The sequence below is a fragment of the Streptomyces chartreusis genome (assembly GCF_008704715.1).
GTDB lineage: Bacteria > Actinomycetota > Actinomycetes > Streptomycetales > Streptomycetaceae > Streptomyces > Streptomyces chartreusis.
Window position 1 is genome coordinate 4265909 of record NZ_CP023689.1, and the last position, 16477, is coordinate 4282385.

Below are 16477 nucleotides of genomic sequence, written 5' to 3' on the forward strand. Positions count from 1 at the left end.
TCAGACGGCTGCCCGGCCGAGCGGCAGCAGCATGATCACGTCGTCCCGGTCGTCGCCCGGCGCGACCCGGATGGCGTCCGGGATCCGGCCGACCTCCTTGTAGCCGCAGGAGCCGTAGAAGCGCTCCAGGCCGAGGCCGCCCCGGCAGGTGAGGCGGATCGCGTCGATGCCGTCGAAGGTGCGGGCCGACCCCTCGGCGGCGCTCAGCAGCTCGCGGCCGTAGCCCTTGCCCTGGTGCCGGGGGTGCACCATCACCGTGTACAGCCACACCCAGTGGGCCATCAGCCGGTGCGTGTTGAAGGTGAAGAACGCGGTCGCGGCGACCTCGCCCGCCTCGTCGTGCCCGACCAGCAGCCGGCAGCGTCCCTCCGCCATCGCCACGAAGTGCCGCACCAGCTCGGGCCGGATGTCCTCGCGCGTCACGGGCGGCACGAACCCGACGGCCCCGCCCCTGTTGGAGACGTCGGTCCACATGTCGAGGATGCCGTCACGCAGGTCGGGGGTGACGGCGGGGTCGAGCGTGAAAGTAAGGGACACGACGGAATCGTATCCCTTACACGCCTCGCCCCTTCCGGGCCGGCGGCTCAGACCCGCATCGGCTGCGGGGACTCGCGGCGCTCCGGGTCCGGGCCGTCGTACTCGCGGATGATCTCGTAGCGCGTGTTGCGCTCCACCGGGCGGAAGCCGGCGTCCCGGATCAGGTCCAGGAGGTCCTCGCGGGTCAGCTTGTTCGGGGTGCCGAAGTTGTCCGCGTCGTGGGTGATCTTGTACTCGACGACCGAGCCGTCCATGTCGTCGGCGCCGTGCTGGAGGGCCAGTTGGGCGGTCTGCACGCCGTGCATGACCCAGAAGACCTTCACGTGCGGGACGTTGTCGAAGAGCAGCCGGGAGACCGCGAAGGTCTTCAGGGCCTCGGCGCCGGTGGCCATCTGGGTGCGGGCCTGGAGCCGGTTGCGTACCTTGCCGTCCTTCATGTCGACGAAGTCGTGCTGGTAGCGCAGCGGGATGAAGACCTGGAAGCCGTTCGTCTCGTCCTGGAGCTCACGCAGGCGCAGGACGTGGTCGACGCGGTGGCGCGGCTCCTCGATGTGGCCGTAGAGCATGGTGGAGGGCGTCCTGAGGCCCTTCTCGTGCGCCAGGCGGTGGATGCGGGACCAGTCCTCCCAGTGGGTGCGGTGGTCCACGATGTGCTGACGGACCTCCCAGTCGAAGATCTCCGCGCCGCCGCCGGTCAGGGACTCCAGGCCGGCGTCGATGAGCTCGTCGAGGATCTCGGAGGCGGACAGCCCGCTGATCGTCTCGAAGTGGTGGATCTCCGTGGCGGTGAACGCCTTCAGGGAGACGTTCGGCAGGGCCGCCTTCAGCTCCCGCAGCGAGCGCGGGTAGTAGCGCCACGGCAGGTTGGGGTGCAGGCCGTTGACGATGTGGAGTTCCGTGAGGTTCTCCGCCTCCATCGACTTGGCCAGCTTCACGGCCTCCTCGATGCGCATCGTGTACGCGTCCTTCTCGCCCGGCTTGCGCTGGAAGGAGCAGTAGGCGCAGGAGGCCGTGCAGACGTTGGTCATGTTGAGGTGGCGGTTGACGTTGAAGTGGACCACGTCGCCGTTCTTGCGCGTGCGCACCTCGTGGGCGAGGCCGCCGAGCCACGCCAGGTCGTCCGACTCGTACAGCGCGATGCCGTCCTCGCGGGACAGCCGCTCACCGGAACGGACCTTCTCCTCCAGCTCGCGCTTGAGCCCGACATCCATGCGTGCACCTCTCTCGATCAGACTCCGTCAACCGTACGCCCAGCCCCCTAGACCTCTTCCGGCAGCTCACCCACCCGGTTCTCCCACTTCGTGGACAGCACGATGGTGGTACGGGTCCGGGAGACGCCCGTGGTGCCGCTGAGCCGCCGGATGATCTTCTCGAGACCGTCCACGTCGGCCGCGCGCACCTTGAGCATGTAGGAGTCGTCGCCGGCGATGAACCAGCAGTCCTCGATCTCGCCCAGGTCCCGCAGGCGGTTCGCCACGTCCTCGTGGTCGGTGGCGTCGGACAGCGAGATGCCGATCAGTGCGGTGACGCCGAGACCGAGCGAGGCGGCGTCCACGGTGGCGCGGTAGCCGGTGATGACCCCGGCCGCCTCCAGCCGGTTGATGCGGTCGGTGACGCTGGGCCCCGACAGTCCGACGAGGCGCCCCAGCTCCGCGTAGGAGGCCCGGCCGTTCTCCCTCAGGGCCTGGATGAGCTGCCTGTCCACCGCGTCCATGCGATTGAAAGCCTTCCGCTGAAGAGGTCTGACGTACTTGCTGAACTGAGCCTTGAAGTGATGAGTTCCGGTGCTGCCGCGTGATGCGGTCGCGTGCCGGTCAGGTGGAACGGGCGCCGCCGCCCAGTTCGCCCTTCCAGCGGCGGTAGAGGCGGTGCTCGACACCCGCCGCGTCCAGGACGCGTCCGGCGACGAAGTCCACCAGGTCCTGGATGTGCGTGGCCCCGGCGTAGAAGGCGGGCGAGGCGGGCACGACGGTCGCGCCCGCGTCGTCCAGTGTCACCAGGTGGCGCAGCGTCTGCCCGTTCAGGGGCGTCTCCCGTACGGCGACGACGAGCTCGCGCCCCTCCTTCAGGGTCACGCTGGCCGCCCGCTGCAACAGGTCCTTGGACAGCCCGAGCGCGACTCCGGCGACGCAGGCGGTGGAGGCGGGCACGATCAGCATGCCCTTGGTGGCGTACGACCCCGAGGACGGCCCGGCGGCGAGGTCCCCGGCGTTCCAGTACCGGACGTCCGCGATGTCCGCCTCGAAGGTCCCGGGCTTGCCGTCGGCGCCCCGCGCGAGCCATTCCCGCAGGTCGTCCTGCCAGTGGCCGTCCCGGAACGAGATCCCCGTCTCGTCGAGGAGGGTGAGCCGCGACGCCCGGCTGACGACCAGGTCGACGCTTTCCCCGGCGGCGAGGAGCGCGCGGAGCACGGCGGCGGCGTATGGGGTGCCGGAAGCGCCGGACACCCCTACGATCCAAGGCGTACGCGCCGTCTCTCCTGGCTTGACTGGGTTCACGACACCGAGCCTATCCGGCGTGGCGGGGTGGGAACCGACCAAGGGGTGCCAGGCGTTCCCGTTTGGGGACGAGTTGGGCAGTGGGGGTTGCCATGCCGGACATGTGGGACGCGCGGCGCGAGGTGTCGCGGAGTGACCGGGCGCTGACCGCGGCCAAGCTGATGGCGGGCTGGGTGGCGCTGCTGTGGCTGCTGGAAGTGGCCGACGTGATCAGCGGACACGCGCTGGACGGCTTCGGCATCGTCCCGCGCACCCCGTCGGAGCTGGTGGACGTCGTCCCGGCCGCCTTCATCCACTTCGGCTTCGCCCATGTCGCCGCGAACAGCGTGCCGCTGCTGGTCCTCGGGTTCCTCGCGGCGCTCGGCGGCATCCGCCGGTTCGCCGCGGTCTGTGCGCTGATCGTCGTCGCGGACGGGCTGGGCGTGTGGCTGATATCCCCGTCCGGCACCAACACCGCGGGCGCCTCGGGCCTGATCTTCGGCCTCTTCGGCTTCCTGTTGGTCACCGGGTTCGTCGAGCGGCGTCCGCTCGGCGTTCTGGCCGGACTGCTGGTGGCCGCGGTCTGGGGCGGCTCGATCCTGGCGGGCTTCGCCCCGACCCAGTCCGGCGTGAGCTGGCAGGGGCATCTGGTGGGGCTGGTGGCGGGCGTCGCGGCGGCGTTCGTGTTCCGCCGCCGCGACCCCGTCCCCCGTGGGGAACTCGCGGTCTAGGCCCCGTCAGACGGTGAGCCCGCGCACCAGCAGATCCAGCAGCGCGCACACGAACAGGGCGATCCCGATGAACCCGTTGACGCTGAAGAACGCCCTGTTCAGGCGGGACAGGTCATGGGGGCGGACGATCGAGTGCTCGTACACGAAGGCGCCGGCCACGATCAGCAGGCCCAGCCAGAAGAAGGCGCCCGCGTCGGTGGCGAGCGCGTACCAGGCGAACAGGGCCGTGGTGACGGCGTGGCAGACCCGCGCGCCCCAGATCGCCGCGGGGATGCCGAAGCGGGCCGGGACCGACATGACGCCGATCTCGCGGTCGGTCTCGACGTCCTGGCAGGCGTAGATCAGGTCGAAGCCGCCGATCCAGATGCCGACGGCGAGGCCGAGGATCACCGCGTCCCAGGACCAGGTGCCGGTGACGGCCAGCCAGCCGCCGACCGGGCCCATCGCCTGGGCGAGGCCGAGGATGGCCTGGGGGAAGTTCGTGAACCGCTTGCCGTAGGGGTAGACCACCATCGGGATCACCGCGATGGGGGCGAGGGCCAGGCACAGCGGGTTCAGCAGGGCGGCCGAGCCCAGGAAGATCACCAGGGCGATCAGGGCGCCGGTCCAGGCGTGCCGTACCGACATCGCGCCCGTGACCAGCTCGCGCTGCGCGGTGCGCGGATTGCGGGCGTCGATCTCGCGGTCGATGATCCGGTTCACGGCCATCGCGAAGGTCCGCAGGCCCACCATGCAGATCGTCACCAGCAGCAGCCGGCCCCAGTGGATGTTCCTGTCCCACTGGAACATCGCGCTGAGCGCGGCGATGTACGCGAACGGCAGCGCGAACACCGAGTGCTCGATCATGACGAGGCGGAGGAACGCCTTCGTGCGTCCTGGCTGCGGAATCGCGGCGGAGGCGCTGCTCACAGGCCGTACTCCTTCCAGCGGCGGTCGACCTTCGCCGCCGTCTCCGGGTCGGACTCGACCATGTCGGGCCAGCCGCCGTCGCGGGTGTAGCCCTCCTCGGGCCACTTCCTCGTCGCGTCGATGCCCGCCTTGCCGCCCCAGAACTGCTGGTAGGAGGCGTGGTCGAGATGGTCGACGGGACCTTCGACGACGGTGAGGTCGCGGGCGTAGTCGGTGTTGCCGAGGGCCCGCCAGGAGACCTCGTGCAGATCGTGCACGTCGCAGTCGGAGTCGACGACGACGATCAGCTTGGTCAGGGACATCATGTGCGCGCCCCAGATCGCGTGCATCGTCTTCTGGGCGTGCTTGGGGTACTTCTTGTCGATCGAGACGATCGCGCAGTTGTGGAAACCGCCGGACTCCGGCAGGTGGTAGTCCACGATGTCCGGGACGATGATCTTCAGCAGCGGCAGGAAGAAGCGTTCCGTCGCACGCCCCAGGGGCCCGTCCTCCGTCGGAGGCCGGCCCACGACGATCGACTGGAGCAGGGGCCGGCGGCGCATCGTCACGCAGTCGATCTTCAGGGCCGGGAAGGGCTCCTGCGGGGTGTAGAAGCCGGTGTGGTCGCCGAAGGGGCCCTCCGGCAGCATCTCCCCCGGCTCAAGCCACCCCTCCAGCACGACCTCGGCCTGCGCGGGGACCTGGAGCGGGACGGTCTTGCAGTCGACCATCTCGATCCGCTTGCCCGCGACGAAGCCGGCGAACAGGTACTCGTCGATGTCACCGGGCAGCGGGGCGGTCGAGGCGTACGTCACCGCCGGCGGGCAGCCGAAGGCGATCGCGACCGGCAGCCGTTCTCCCCTGCGCGCCGCGACCTGGTAGTGGTTGCGGCTGTCCTTGTGGATCTGCCAGTGCATGCCGATCGTGCGCTTGTCGTGGCGCTGGAGGCGGTACAGACCGAGGTTGCGGACGCCGGACTCCGGGTCCTTGGTGTGGGTGAGCCCCAGGTTGAAGAAGGAGCCGCCGTCCTTGGGCCAGGTGAACAGCGCCGGCAGCCGGTCGAGGTCGACCTCGTCGCCGTGCAGCACGACCTCCTGCACCGGCGCGCTGTCGGACTTCACCTTCTTCGGCGGCACGTGCGTCATCGCGCCGAGTTTCCCGAAGGCCTCGCGGACACCGACGAAGCCGTGCGGCAGCTCGGGCTTCAGCAGCCCGCCGATCTTGTCGGAGATGTCGCCGTAGGACTTCAGTCCCAGGGCTTTCAGCAGCCGCCGGTCGGTGCCGAAGACGTTCATCGCGAGGGGCATCGAGGAGCCCTTCACGTTCTCGAAGAGCAAGGCGGGACCGCCGGACTTCTGGACCCGGTCGACGATCTCCCCGACCTCCAGATACGGATCGACCTCAGCCTTCACACGCTTGAGGTCGCCCTCGCGCTCCAGCGCCCTGAGCAGGGAACGAAGATCGTCGTAAGCCATGGGGTCAAGTATCCCCGAGCGGCTACCCTGGCCCTTACCCCGGGGGCCGTGCCCCCGGTCCGCCGACCGTTTCGCTGAGAGGGCCCATGCTCCGGGTGCTGATGTTCCTCGTGCCACTGGCGCTGAGCGTGTACGCGTTCATCGACTGCATCAGCACGAAGGAGGACGACATCCGCCACATGCCCAAGCCGCTGTGGGCGATCCTCGTGCTGGTGTTCCCGCTGGTCGGCTCGATCTCCTGGCTGATCGCGGGCAAGAAGCGCAGCCCGGCCGCGGAGGGCTGGTCCGGCGTACGGGACCGCGGGCGTCAGCAGTGGGTCGCGCCCGACGACAACCCCGAGTTCCTGAAGTCCCTGGGCGACGAGGACAAGTCGGCGGACGAGGACGACGACAAGAAGAAGCGCGACGAGCCCTGACCGGGCCCGGCCGAAGAGGCCGGCGTCACTGCTTGACGCAGGTCTCCCTGAGCCGCCGCAGCCGCGCCGCCTCGCGTTCGGCGGCCCGGCGATGGCCGAGGTCGAGGGCCATCGTGCCGCGCCCGTAGACGTAGAAGGCGTCCTCGCGTGTCCGGCGGTCCAGGCCGCGCGCCCGGCACAGGGCCTGGTAGTGGACGTCCAGGGAGAGCCGGGTGGCCGACATCCAGTCGCGGGCCGGGACCGTCAGGGCCTCGCGCAGCACGTCCTTGAAGTGGTCGCGCGTCAGCCGGTCCGCCGCGTCCGGGCGGGACCCGCCGGGACGGTACGGATGGTCCCCGAGGTCGTCCGCCCACTCCTCCAGCGTCCGTACGGCGTCCTCGGCCGCATCGAGGTCGCCCCCGGCGTACGCGAGCCCGCACACCCCGGACGCCAACTCCCGCGCCCGCCGCGCCCGTTCCCCTTCGCCGCAGGCGGCCACGAACGCCGCCAGCACATCCCCCCGCTGCCGCAGCTCGGCGATCCGCCAAGCCCGCTCCCACCACACCATCGACCCTCCCCACCCCGGCGTTCCTGGTGATCACCGGGCCCGGCCACACAACACCGGCCGGCCGTCGCACGCCACCGAATTACCGGGGCGGGGCAACGCGGAGGCCCGGAAGCGCGCGGCGAGGCGCCCGCCGCGCGGGTGGGGCGGCTGTCCGCCGAGGACGACACCCCGCGCACCCTGGAACGGGTGACCCGCCTCGCCCCCCGCAACAGCGAGAGCCGGGGCACGCTCCGCAGTCGATCCCGCTCGCCCCTTCCCGCCGTTGCCTGCGCGGGTCCGCCGCTGGAGAGTGAGGGCATGGATCAGTCGGAGGCACGCGAGTGGCTGGCCACCGCGCTCGCGGAGGCACGCGCCGGGCTCGGCGAGGGCGGCATCCCCATCGGAGCCGCGCTGTACGGGCCCGACGGAACGCTGCTGGGGCGCGGCCACAACCGCAGGGTGCAGGACGGCGACCCGTCCATGCACGCGGAGACGGCGGCGTTCCGGGCGGCGGGGCGGCAGCGGTCGTACCGCGGCACGACCATGGTGACCACCCTCTCCCCCTGCTGGTACTGCTCGGGCCTGGTCCGGCAGTTCGGCATCTCCCGGGTGGTGATCGGCGAGGCGGTCACGTTCCGGGGCGGACAGGACTGGCTGGCCGGGCATGGTGTGGAGATCGTGCTGCTCGACGACCCCGAGTGCCTCGACCTGATGCGTGCCTTCATCGAGCACCATCCCGACCTGTGGAACGAGGACATCGGTGATTGACCGACGCCGTAACCCCGGCACCCCCCGCATTCCGACCGTCGACCTGCGGCCCTGGCTGAACGGTGACGCCGAGGCCCGCGGGGCCATCGCCCGCACCGTCGACGAGGCCCTGCGGACCGCAGGGTTCCTGCTGGTCACCGGGCACGGCGTGGACCCGTCCCTGCGCGCCCGGATCCGCACCGCCGCGCGCGCCTTCTTCACGCTCGACGCCGAGGCCAAGCAGGCGTACGAGGTGAAGGTCGGCGGACGCGGCTGGCTCGGGCCGGGCGCGGAGGCCAACGGCTACTCGGAGGGCACCGAGACCCCGCCGGACCTGAAGGAGTCGCTGAGCTTCGCCACGCACGAGCCCTTCGAGGACCCGGTGGTCAACGCCGAGTGGTACGCGCCGAACGTCTGGCCCGGCGAGGTGCCCGAACTGCGGCCGCTGGTCGAGGAGTACCTCGCGCGCATGGGCGAGCTGGAGAACCGGCTCCTCGCCCTGCTCGGCGAGGCCCTCGGCCTCGAACCCGACTTCTTCACCCGGCACATGGACCACCCGACGTACGGCTTCAACATCAACTGGTACCCGGGCAGGGAGGTCCTCGGGGAGCCGGAGCCGGGCCAGTTCCGCATCGGGCCGCACACCGACTTCGGGACGGTGACGATCCTCGACCGGCAGGCGGGCAAGGGCGGCCTTCAGGTCTACACGGACGACGGCGGCTGGGAGGACGCGCCCTACGACCCGGCCGCGTTCACCATCAACATCGGCGATCTGATGGCCCGTTGGACCGGGGACCGGTGGCGGTCGGGGCGGCACCGGGTGCTGCCGCCGCCCGCGGACGCGCCCGCCGAGGAGCTGATGTCGCTCGTGTACTTCGGGGAGTGCACTCCGGGCACGATCGTCGAGTCCGTGCCCGCCCCGGTGGGCCGGGTGGCGCACCCGCCGGTCGACTCGCACGTGTATCTGCGCCGGCAGCTGGACTCGATCACCGTCGACCGAACCGGCTGATCAGAACGACGATCCGGCCGGTCGGCCCGTCTGTTCGCCGGACCGTTTCCGAGAAAGGGTTGCCTCGTTGGGCGGGATACCACCCTTTCGGGTGTGTCCCCCGCCGCGAATGGAGCCGCCCGTGCGAATGACTGACATCCAGCGCTGCGAGGTCCGGCCCGGACGACTCGTCGAATGGACGTTCAGTCCGGCGAGTGTCGCGGCGGCGGCGGACCTGCCGGAGGACTCACGGCCCCCGGCGTACATCCAGGAGTCGCACATCAGGACCGCCCAGTCCGTGCGGGACGGCGGACTGTTCGTACCGACCTGGCTCGGCACGGCCTTCGACATGCCGGGCCGGGCCGACCTCGACGCGCTTCAGGAGGCGCTGCGCGACTGGACGCTCCGGCACGAGACGCTGCGCAGCGGCTTCCGCTGGTCCGGCGCGGCCGGCGACGAGATGCGCCGGTTCACGCTCGACGCCGACGACGTCTCCCTGCACCGCACGGTGGTCGGCGACTTCACCGACCCCGACGACCTGGTCCGCCGGCTCCAGGACCGCTTCGACGTCACGGCGGACGCGCTGCGCTGGCCCAACTTCATCTACACGGCCGTCGTCCGGGACGACTCCACCAGCGTGTACATGGCCTTCGACCACAGCAATGTCGACGCCCAGTCCATCCACCGCATCCCCGCCGAGCTCCACGAGCTGTACACGGCACGGCTCGCGGGCACGTCCCCGCAGTCGGCGCCGGCCAGCAGCTACGTCGACTTCTGCGAGATCGAGCGCACGGACGCCGACCGGATCGACGACCGCCACGAGATCGTCGCCCGCTGGCGGGAGTTCATCCGCCGCTGCGACGGCCGGCTGCCGAACTTCCCCGTCGACCTCGGTCTCGACCCCGAGGCCGGCCTGCCCACCCAGAAGCTGCTGCGCGAGGAGCTCACCGACCCGGACACGGCCGCCGCGTTCGAGGCGTACTGCCGCCCGTACGGCGGGAGTTCGGTCGGTGTCCTGGCCGCCACCGCTCTCATCGTCCACGACCTCGGCGGACAGCCGGTCTACCGCACCGTCGTGCCGTTCCACACCCGGGTGAAGTCCCGCTGGACCGACTCGGTGGGCTGGTACGTCGGCGGCGCGCCCATCGAGATCCCGGTCGAGCAGGCGTACGACCTGCCCAGCGCCCTGCGCACGGTCCGCGACGCGCTGCACGCCGCCCGGCATCTGGCCCGCATGCCGCTCGCCCGGGTGCTGCACCTGCTCGGCACGGACTTCCGCCCCACCTCGCCCGACCTGTACTCGATCGTCTCCTACGTCGACACCCGCGGCATCGCCGGCTCCGGGCAGTGGACCGAGCAGAAGGCGTACGGGCTGATCAGGGTGTCGTACGGCGACCAGGTGTGTGCCTGGGTCACCCGGCTGCACGAGGGCCTGTGGTTCGCCGGCCGCTACCCGGACACCGACGTGGCGCAGAAGAACATGCGGCTGTACGTGGAGCGGCTGCGGGACGTCATCGCCTCGACCGTCCGCCAGGCCTAGGGCGGCCCTTCAGGAGCCGTCCTCCAGCCCCGCGATCAGCAGCTCGAAGCGGGCCCGCCAGCGCTGCTCCGTCTCCGCCTCGCCCTGGAACTCGTGGGTGAAGCGGAGGGCGGCGCCCGACTCGCCGTCCCGTTCCAGGTGGAACCGGATCCGGCCGCCCTCCACCGTGTACTCGGCGACGCGGTCCACGTCCCAGGCGGTGATCTGCCCGCTGCCGAAGTCGCGCAGGTCGACCTCGCCGCCGAGGCGCGGTTCGAGGGCGTCGACCGGAGTGCACCAGGACGTGAGCCCCTCCGGGGTGGCGAGGCTCGGCCAGACCGCGTCCATGGGCCGGGGAAGCCGCACCAGGAAGTGCAGGATGTGGGTGTTCCCGTGGGTCTGGCTGATGCCCTGCTCTATCGAACCGGTCATGACACCAGCCTGACCCCGGCGGGCCCGAAGTGCACCCGTTACGGCCGCTGACCTGCGCGATCGACCACGTCCAGGTCGTTCTTGTCCGGGGCCTACACGCCCGCGTAGGAGTGCTTGCCGGAGACGAAGATGTTGACGCCGTAGTAGTTGAACAGCCAGCAGCCGAAGGCGATGAGGGCCAGGTAGGCGGCCTTGCGGCCCTTCCAGCCGGCCGTGGCGCGGGCGTGCAGGTAGCAGGCGTAGGCGACCCAGGTGATGAAGGACCAGGTCTCCTTGGGGTCCCAGCCCCAGTAGCGGCCCCAGGCGTCGCCCGCCCAGATGGCGCCCGCGATGATCGTGAACGTCCACAGCGGGAAGACGGCGGCGTTGACGCGGTAGGAGAACTTGTCCAGGGACGCCGAGGCGGGCAGCCGGTCCAGGACGGAGTTCGCGAAGCGGCCCGGCTTGCCGCCGCTCGCCAGCTTGTTCTCGTAGCTGTCCTTGAAGAGGTAGAGCAGCGTGGACATCGCACCGACGTAGAACACCGCACCGCAGAAGATCGCCGTGGAGACGTGGATGTACAGCCAGTACGAGTGAAGGGCGGGAACCAACTGGTCACTGGCGGTGTACAAGACAGTGACGGCGAGGCCGAGATCGAGGAGGACCGTGGTGATCAGGAAGAGCCCGAGCCAGCGCACGTTCTTCTTCAGCGCGAGCAGCCCCAGGTACACACCGACGGCGACGGTGGAGAAGGTGATGTTGAACTCGTACATGTTGCCCCACGGCGCCCGCTGCACCGACAGGGCCCGCGTGAGCACACCGCCGAACTCGACCAGGAAGGCCAGCACGGTGAGGGAGATGGCGATACGCCCGTAGAGGTCGCCCTGCTCGTCCCCGCCGTGTGCGCCGGGCCCGTCCGGGACGTCCCGCTGTCCGGCCGTGGCCCGCACGACGACCTTCGGCCGCTCCAGTACGGCGGTCGAGCCGCCCTTCTTCACGGTGACGGCGGGCGCCGCGGCCTTGGCGGCCTTGGCCGGGGTGAGCGCGGCGGCCGTGCGGCCGACCTTGCTGCGGCTGCCGAGGAGCCATTCGGCGATGTACGCGAAGAAGGCCAGGGTGTAGACGGCCATCGACGAGTAGATCAGCGTGTTGCTGATGCTGGCGAGGTTCTCGTTGGTGGCGGCGGCCAGATCGGTTGCGGCGGCGAGAGTCACTTCTCAGCCCCTTCGGCAGGTACGACTTGGGGGTCGGGGGAAGCTTCGGATTCTGCGGGGTCGTCTTCGGCATCGGGTGCGCCCGGCGCCTGCTCGTAGAGGATCCCGGCGAGGTCGCCGAGCTCCTCGGGCACCTTGGCGGACTCGCTGCGGCCGAGGCCGGCCATCTCGACGACCGTGACGCCGTCACTGCCGGTGGCGGCCCGCACCCACACGCGGCGGCGCTGGATGAACAGGGAGGCGGCGAGGCCGAAGATCGCGGCGAGGGAACCGGCGAGCGCCCAGCCGCTGCCGGGCTGGCGGGCGACCTGGAAGCCGGCCCACTCCTTGATCTCCTTCTCGAAGGTGACCGTGCCCGCGCCGTTCGGGAGCTTCATGGACTCGCCGGGCTTGAGGTTCTCCCGGACCTGGGCGCCCTTGGCGTCCTTGAAGCCCTTCAGGTTCTTCTTGTTGAGCTGGTACACGCTCTGCGGGATGCCCGCGTCGACCCCGAGGTCGCCGTGGTACGCCTCCAGGTTGATCACCGGGTTCAGCAGCGCGGGGAACTGCGAGGCCAGCTCGTTGCCCTTGACGTAGGTGGGCAGGAAGAAGGCCTGGAAGCCGAGCTGCTCCCGCTCGCCCTTGGCGTTGCGGTAGCCGTCCATGACCTTGATCGCACCGGTGGAGGTGACGTTGCCGTCGAGGGGCAGCAGCGGCACGGCGTCGCGGTAGACGATGTTGCCCTTGCCGTCGCGGATCGTGATGACGGGGGCGTAGCCGTGGCTGACGAGGTAGACCTTCGAGTCGCCGATCTCCAGCGGCTCGTTGACCTTGATGGTGGTCTTCTCGTCCTTGCCGTCGGCGCCGACGCTGTAGCTGATGTCGGCCTTGTAGATCCGCGGGGTGCCCTTGTTGGGGCCGGACGCCTCGTAGGTGCCGGTGAAGTTCTTCAGGTTGAAGCTGAACGGGTCCAGGTCGTCCTGGGTGAAGAGGCTGCCGGACTTGAAGTCGTCGTACTGGGTGAGGGTGTTGGAGAACCCGTCGCCCTCGACGACCAGCTTGTTGCCCTCGGACTTGAACAGCTGGCCCCAGGCGAAGGCGGTCAGCATCACGATCAGCGCGATGTGGAAGGCGAGGTTGCCGACCTCGCGCAGATAGCCCTTCTCGGCGGCGACGGCGTCACCGGTGAGGTGGGCGCGGAAGCGCCGCTTCTTCAGCAGGGCGAGCGCGGCCTCGCGGACCTGCTCGGGCTCGGCGTCGGTGCGCCAGGTGGTGTAGGCGGGCAGCCGGGTCAGCCGCTTGGGGGCGCCCGGCGGCCGGCCGCGCAGCTGGCCGACGAACTGCCAGGTGCGCGGGACGATGCAGCCGATGAGGGAGACGAACAGCAGGATGTAGATCGCGGAGAACCACACCGAGCTGTAGACGTTGAAGAGGCCGAGCTTGTCGTAGATCGGGGCGAGCGTCTCGTGCGCCTTGCGGAACTCGGCGACCTTCGTCTCGTCGATGCCGGTCTGCGGGATGAGGGAGCCGGGGATCGCGCCGAGCGACAGCAGCAGGAGCAGCAGCAGTGCGACCCGCATCGAGGTGAGCTGCCGCCAGAACCAGCGGGCCCAGCCGATGACACCGAGCGAGGGCAGGTTGGGGGCGTCCTCGGCGGGGGCGGTGGAGAGCTGGGAGCCGGCGGCGCCCAGGTCCTCGTCGCCCGCGGCCGGCGTGCTGTCGGGTGCGCTGGTCTTCGTCTCGCTCATCGATCAGATCCCCACAGTGAAGCCGTTGGACCAGACCTGCATCTCCTGCACGATGCGGTCCCACGCGCCGGTCAGCAGCAGCACTCCGGTCACGATCATCATGGTGCCGCCGACGCGCATGACCCAGGCGTAGTGACGCTTGATCCAGGCGAAGGCGCCGAGCGCCTTGCGGAAGGCTACGGCAGTGACGACGAACGGAATGCCCAGACCGAGGCAGTAGGCGACGGTCAGCAGGGCGCCGCGTCCGGCGCTGGCCTCGTTGATGGCGAGCGTCTGCACGGAGGACAGGGTCGGGCCGATGCAGGGCGTCCAGCCGATGCCGAAGAAGGCGCCGAGCAGGGGGGCGCCGGCGAGTCCGGTGGCGGGCCTGGTGTGGAAGCGGAACTCCCGCTGGGTCAGCCAGGGCATCAGGCCCATGAAGAAGACGCCCATCAGGATCATCAGGACGCCGAGGATCTTCGTCAGGAGGTCCTTGTTCTCCTGGAGGGTCGAGCCCCAGTAGCCGAACAGGGCCCCGCCGGAGACGAACACGACGGTGAAGCCGAGCACGAACAGGGAGGCCCCGGCGACCATCCGCCAGCGCCGGGCCTCGGCCAGGTCGGTGCCGCTGACTCCGGTGACGTACGAGAGGTAGCCGGGGACGAGCGGCAGGACGCACGGGGAGAAGAAGGAGACGAGGCCGCCGAGCACGGCGATCGGCAGCGCGAGGAGCAGGGCGCCGTGCATGACGGTGCCGTTGTAGGTCGCGCCCTCGGCGAGCGTGGACAGTGCGCTCACGTCACTTCTCCGCGAGGACGGGCTTGATCATGCTGCGCAGGGTGTCCTCGCCCAGTGGCATCAGCGCCCGCGCGGCGATCTTTCCCTCCCGGTCGATGACCAGCGTGGAGGGGATCGCCTGCGGGTTGAGCGTGCCCTTCTTGAAGCGGAGCATCTGCTTGCCCGTGGGGTCGTACAGGCTCGGGTAGGTGACCCCGAACTCCTTCTCGAAGGCCTTCGCCGGGGTGGTGCTGGTGTCCCGGGTGTTGATGCCGACGAACTCGACGCCCTGGTCCTTGACGTCCTCGTAGACGGTCTGGAAGTTCTTCGCCTCGGCCCGGCAGGGCGGGCACCACGATCCCCAGACGTTGATGACGAGGACCTTGCCCTTGTAGGAGCCGGTGTCGAGCTGCTTGCCGTCGATGGTCTCGCCGGAGAGGGCGGGCGCGGCGGCGCGCTTGCCCTGGGCGACGGTGTCGATGCCGTTGTTGCCGGTGACGAAGTTGGTGTCGCCGCCGCCACCGGACGTACCGCCCGAAGTGCACGCGGACAGGACCAGCGCGGCTGTGGCGGCGCCGGTGGTGGCGAGCAGGGCGGTACGGCTACGGGCGCGACGGGCGGCACTCATGTGAAAAGTTTCGCATGTCCGTTCCGGGGATCTTGCGCACCCCCCTCCCGGACACAAAACCGCATTTCAGGCAGCGTTTTGGGTGTCCGCGGAGGAGTCCGCGGAAGAGCCGGTGGAGTCGGCCTCCAGGAAGGACTTCCAGCCCCCGGCGGGCTGCTGCCCGACTTCCAGAGTGCGCAACTTGTCGAGAATGTCCGGCTTCTGTACGTCCATCCAGTCCACGAACTGCCGGAAGGAGACGAGTCGGACGTCCGCACCCTTCTCCTTCTCCCGCGCGATGTGCTTCAGGGCCTCCTCGACGGCGTCCATGTAGATGCCGCCGTTCCACTGCTCGAAGTGGTTACCTATGAAGAAGGGCGCCCGGTTCGACTCGAATGCCCGCTTGAAGCCCTGGATGTACGCCTGCGCCGACTGCTCGCGCCAGGCCGGGTAGTTGTGGCTCGGCGCGTTCGTCGAGTTGACCGACTGGTTGGCCAGCATGTTGTAGTCCATCGACAGGACCTCGAAGCTGCGGCCGGGGAAAGGTATCTGCTGCAACGGCAGGTCCCACAGTCCCTGCTTCTTGTCCGGCCACACCTGACGGCCGCCGGGCGAGGAGGCGTCGTAGCGCCAGCCCAGCTCCTTGGCGGTGGGCAGCAGGTTGTCCTGGCCGAGGAGGCAGGGGGTGCGGCCGCCGACGAGCTCCTTGTCGTAGTCGAAGGGCAGCGAGGGCAGATCGGTCCACCCGGAGTTCGTCCGCCACTCCTTGACGAAGGACTTGGCCTGGTCTATCTCGCTGCGCCACTGCTTCGGGGTCCAGTTGCCGACGGTGCCGGTGCCGCCGCAGAAGTGGCCGTTGAAGTGCGTGCCTATCTCATGGCCTTCGAGCCAGGCGCGCCGCACGCCCTTCAGCGTCTGCTTGATGTGGTCGTCGGTGAGGTAGCCGATGTCGGAGGCGCCGCGCGGGTTGTTCGGCGGGTCGTAGAGCCGCTTCTTGCTCTCGGGCAGCAGATACAGCCCCGAGAGGAAGAAGGTCATGTGCGCCTCGTGCTCCTTGGCGAGGTCGAGGAAGCGCGGGAAGAGACCGTTGCCGACCTCGCCGGCGCCGTCCCAGGAGAAGATGACGAACTGCGGCGGCTCCTGGCCCGGCTCCAGCGGCTCCGGCTTGGCGGGCTGGTTCGGCTGCTTGCCGGTGAAGGAGGTGGAGCCGTCGCCTATGGGGCGGGCGCGGTCGGTCTGGGCGCCCGGCTTGTTTGCCGAGCCGTCCCCGGAACCCGATGACCCGTTCGAACCGTCTGACGAGGTGAGGGTGCCGCACCCCGCGAGTCCGAGGCCGGCGGCCGCTCCGGCACCGAGTCCGATGGCTCCCCTTCGGCTGAAGTTGCGCATTGCTGCCCCGTCCGTCGTGCTTGCCCTGGTGGTCACCCAGTCAGAGGGCACGACGAACGAGGAGGTTCC

The 16477-nt window shown here is 69.9% G+C and carries 18 protein-coding genes; 5 read left to right on the top strand and 13 right to left on the bottom strand.

The genetic code is table 11. The features are described from left to right. The 4 genes from CP983_RS18235 to CP983_RS18250 form a co-directional block, all read right to left on the bottom strand. On the bottom strand, positions 1-537 hold the full coding sequence (locus CP983_RS18235) for a GNAT family N-acetyltransferase (protein ID WP_150500511.1): 537 nt from the start codon (positions 535-537) through the stop codon (positions 1-3). Between the two features lie 47 nt (positions 538-584). Continuing rightward, complete coding sequence (gene mqnE / locus CP983_RS18240; RefSeq protein ID WP_150500513.1) at positions 585-1748, bottom strand: aminofutalosine synthase MqnE; 1164 nt, start codon at positions 1746-1748, stop codon at positions 585-587. 47 nt (positions 1749-1795) lie between these two features. Continuing rightward, positions 1796-2251, bottom strand: coding sequence for an Lrp/AsnC family transcriptional regulator (locus tag CP983_RS18245; RefSeq protein WP_030944826.1), 456 nt, complete (start codon positions 2249-2251; stop codon positions 1796-1798). 100 nt (positions 2252-2351) lie between these two features. Then, positions 2352-2984 (bottom strand): UbiX family flavin prenyltransferase, encoded by a 633-nt coding sequence (locus CP983_RS18250; RefSeq protein WP_373309863.1) that lies wholly within the window; start codon positions 2982-2984, stop codon positions 2352-2354. 143 nt (positions 2985-3127) lie between these two features. On the opposite strand from CP983_RS18250, the gene CP983_RS18255 reads away from it, so the two are divergent. After that, positions 3128-3745 carry a rhomboid family intramembrane serine protease gene (locus CP983_RS18255; protein WP_229914946.1) on the top strand — a complete coding sequence of 206 codons (618 nt, stop codon included), beginning with the start codon at positions 3128-3130 and terminating at the stop codon, positions 3743-3745. A gap of 6 nt (positions 3746-3751) precedes the next feature. Here the strand turns inward: CP983_RS18255 and mqnP are convergent, their stop codons facing one another. Beyond that, positions 3752-4654, bottom strand: coding sequence for a menaquinone biosynthesis prenyltransferase MqnP (gene mqnP, locus CP983_RS18260; RefSeq protein ID WP_125527013.1), 903 nt, complete (start codon positions 4652-4654; stop codon positions 3752-3754). Continuing rightward, on the bottom strand, positions 4651-6108 hold the full coding sequence (locus CP983_RS18265) for a menaquinone biosynthesis decarboxylase (RefSeq protein ID WP_150500515.1): 1458 nt from the start codon (positions 6106-6108) through the stop codon (positions 4651-4653). The genes mqnP and CP983_RS18265 overlap by 4 nt, the downstream gene beginning before the upstream one ends. Before the next feature lie 86 nt (positions 6109-6194). Here CP983_RS18265 and CP983_RS18270 point away from each other — a divergent pair, with 86 nt between their 5' ends. Continuing rightward, a complete protein-coding gene (locus CP983_RS18270; protein ID WP_107904330.1) occupies positions 6195-6524 on the top strand; it encodes a PLD nuclease N-terminal domain-containing protein in 330 nt (109 codons plus the stop codon). Between the two features lie 25 nt (positions 6525-6549). On the opposite strand, the gene CP983_RS18275 is transcribed toward CP983_RS18270, so the two are convergent. Continuing rightward, positions 6550-7071, bottom strand: coding sequence for a hypothetical protein (locus CP983_RS18275; protein WP_150500517.1), 522 nt, complete (start codon positions 7069-7071; stop codon positions 6550-6552). Positions 7072-7368: 297 nt separating this feature from the next. On the opposite strand from CP983_RS18275, the gene CP983_RS18280 reads away from it, so the two are divergent. From CP983_RS18280 to CP983_RS18290, 3 genes are all read left to right on the top strand, one after another. Next, a complete protein-coding gene (locus tag CP983_RS18280; protein WP_150500519.1) occupies positions 7369-7818 on the top strand; it encodes a nucleoside deaminase in 450 nt (149 codons plus the stop codon). After that, entirely contained in the window at positions 7811-8806 is a 996-nt protein-coding gene (locus CP983_RS18285; RefSeq protein WP_229914947.1) for an isopenicillin N synthase family dioxygenase, read from the top strand. Before CP983_RS18280 ends, CP983_RS18285 begins: the two co-directional genes overlap by 8 nt. Before the next feature lie 121 nt (positions 8807-8927). Next, entirely contained in the window at positions 8928-10325 is a 1398-nt protein-coding gene (locus CP983_RS18290; protein WP_150500521.1) for a condensation domain-containing protein, read from the top strand. A gap of 9 nt (positions 10326-10334) precedes the next feature. Here CP983_RS18290 and CP983_RS18295 read toward each other — a convergent pair whose 3' ends face one another. From CP983_RS18295 to CP983_RS18320, 6 genes are all read right to left on the bottom strand, one after another. Next, positions 10335-10736, bottom strand: coding sequence for an SRPBCC family protein (locus CP983_RS18295; RefSeq protein ID WP_107904339.1), 402 nt, complete (start codon positions 10734-10736; stop codon positions 10335-10337). Between the two features lie 92 nt (positions 10737-10828). After that, complete coding sequence (gene ccsB, locus CP983_RS18300) at positions 10829-11929, bottom strand: c-type cytochrome biogenesis protein CcsB (RefSeq protein ID WP_107904341.1); 1101 nt, start codon at positions 11927-11929, stop codon at positions 10829-10831. After that, on the bottom strand, positions 11926-13656 hold the full coding sequence (gene resB / locus CP983_RS18305) for a cytochrome c biogenesis protein ResB (protein WP_150500523.1): 1731 nt from the start codon (positions 13654-13656) through the stop codon (positions 11926-11928). The genes ccsB and resB overlap by 4 nt, the downstream gene beginning before the upstream one ends. A gap of 3 nt (positions 13657-13659) precedes the next feature. Next, on the bottom strand, positions 13660-14433 hold the full coding sequence (locus CP983_RS18310; RefSeq protein WP_030944790.1) for a cytochrome c biogenesis CcdA family protein: 774 nt from the start codon (positions 14431-14433) through the stop codon (positions 13660-13662). Position 14434: 1 nt separating this feature from the next. Next, a complete protein-coding gene (locus tag CP983_RS18315; protein WP_107904345.1) occupies positions 14435-15040 on the bottom strand; it encodes a TlpA family protein disulfide reductase in 606 nt (201 codons plus the stop codon). A gap of 66 nt (positions 15041-15106) precedes the next feature. Further along, entirely contained in the window at positions 15107-16408 is a 1302-nt protein-coding gene (locus CP983_RS18320) for a polysaccharide deacetylase family protein (RefSeq protein WP_150500525.1), read from the bottom strand. Positions 16409-16477: the final 69 nt, after the last annotated feature.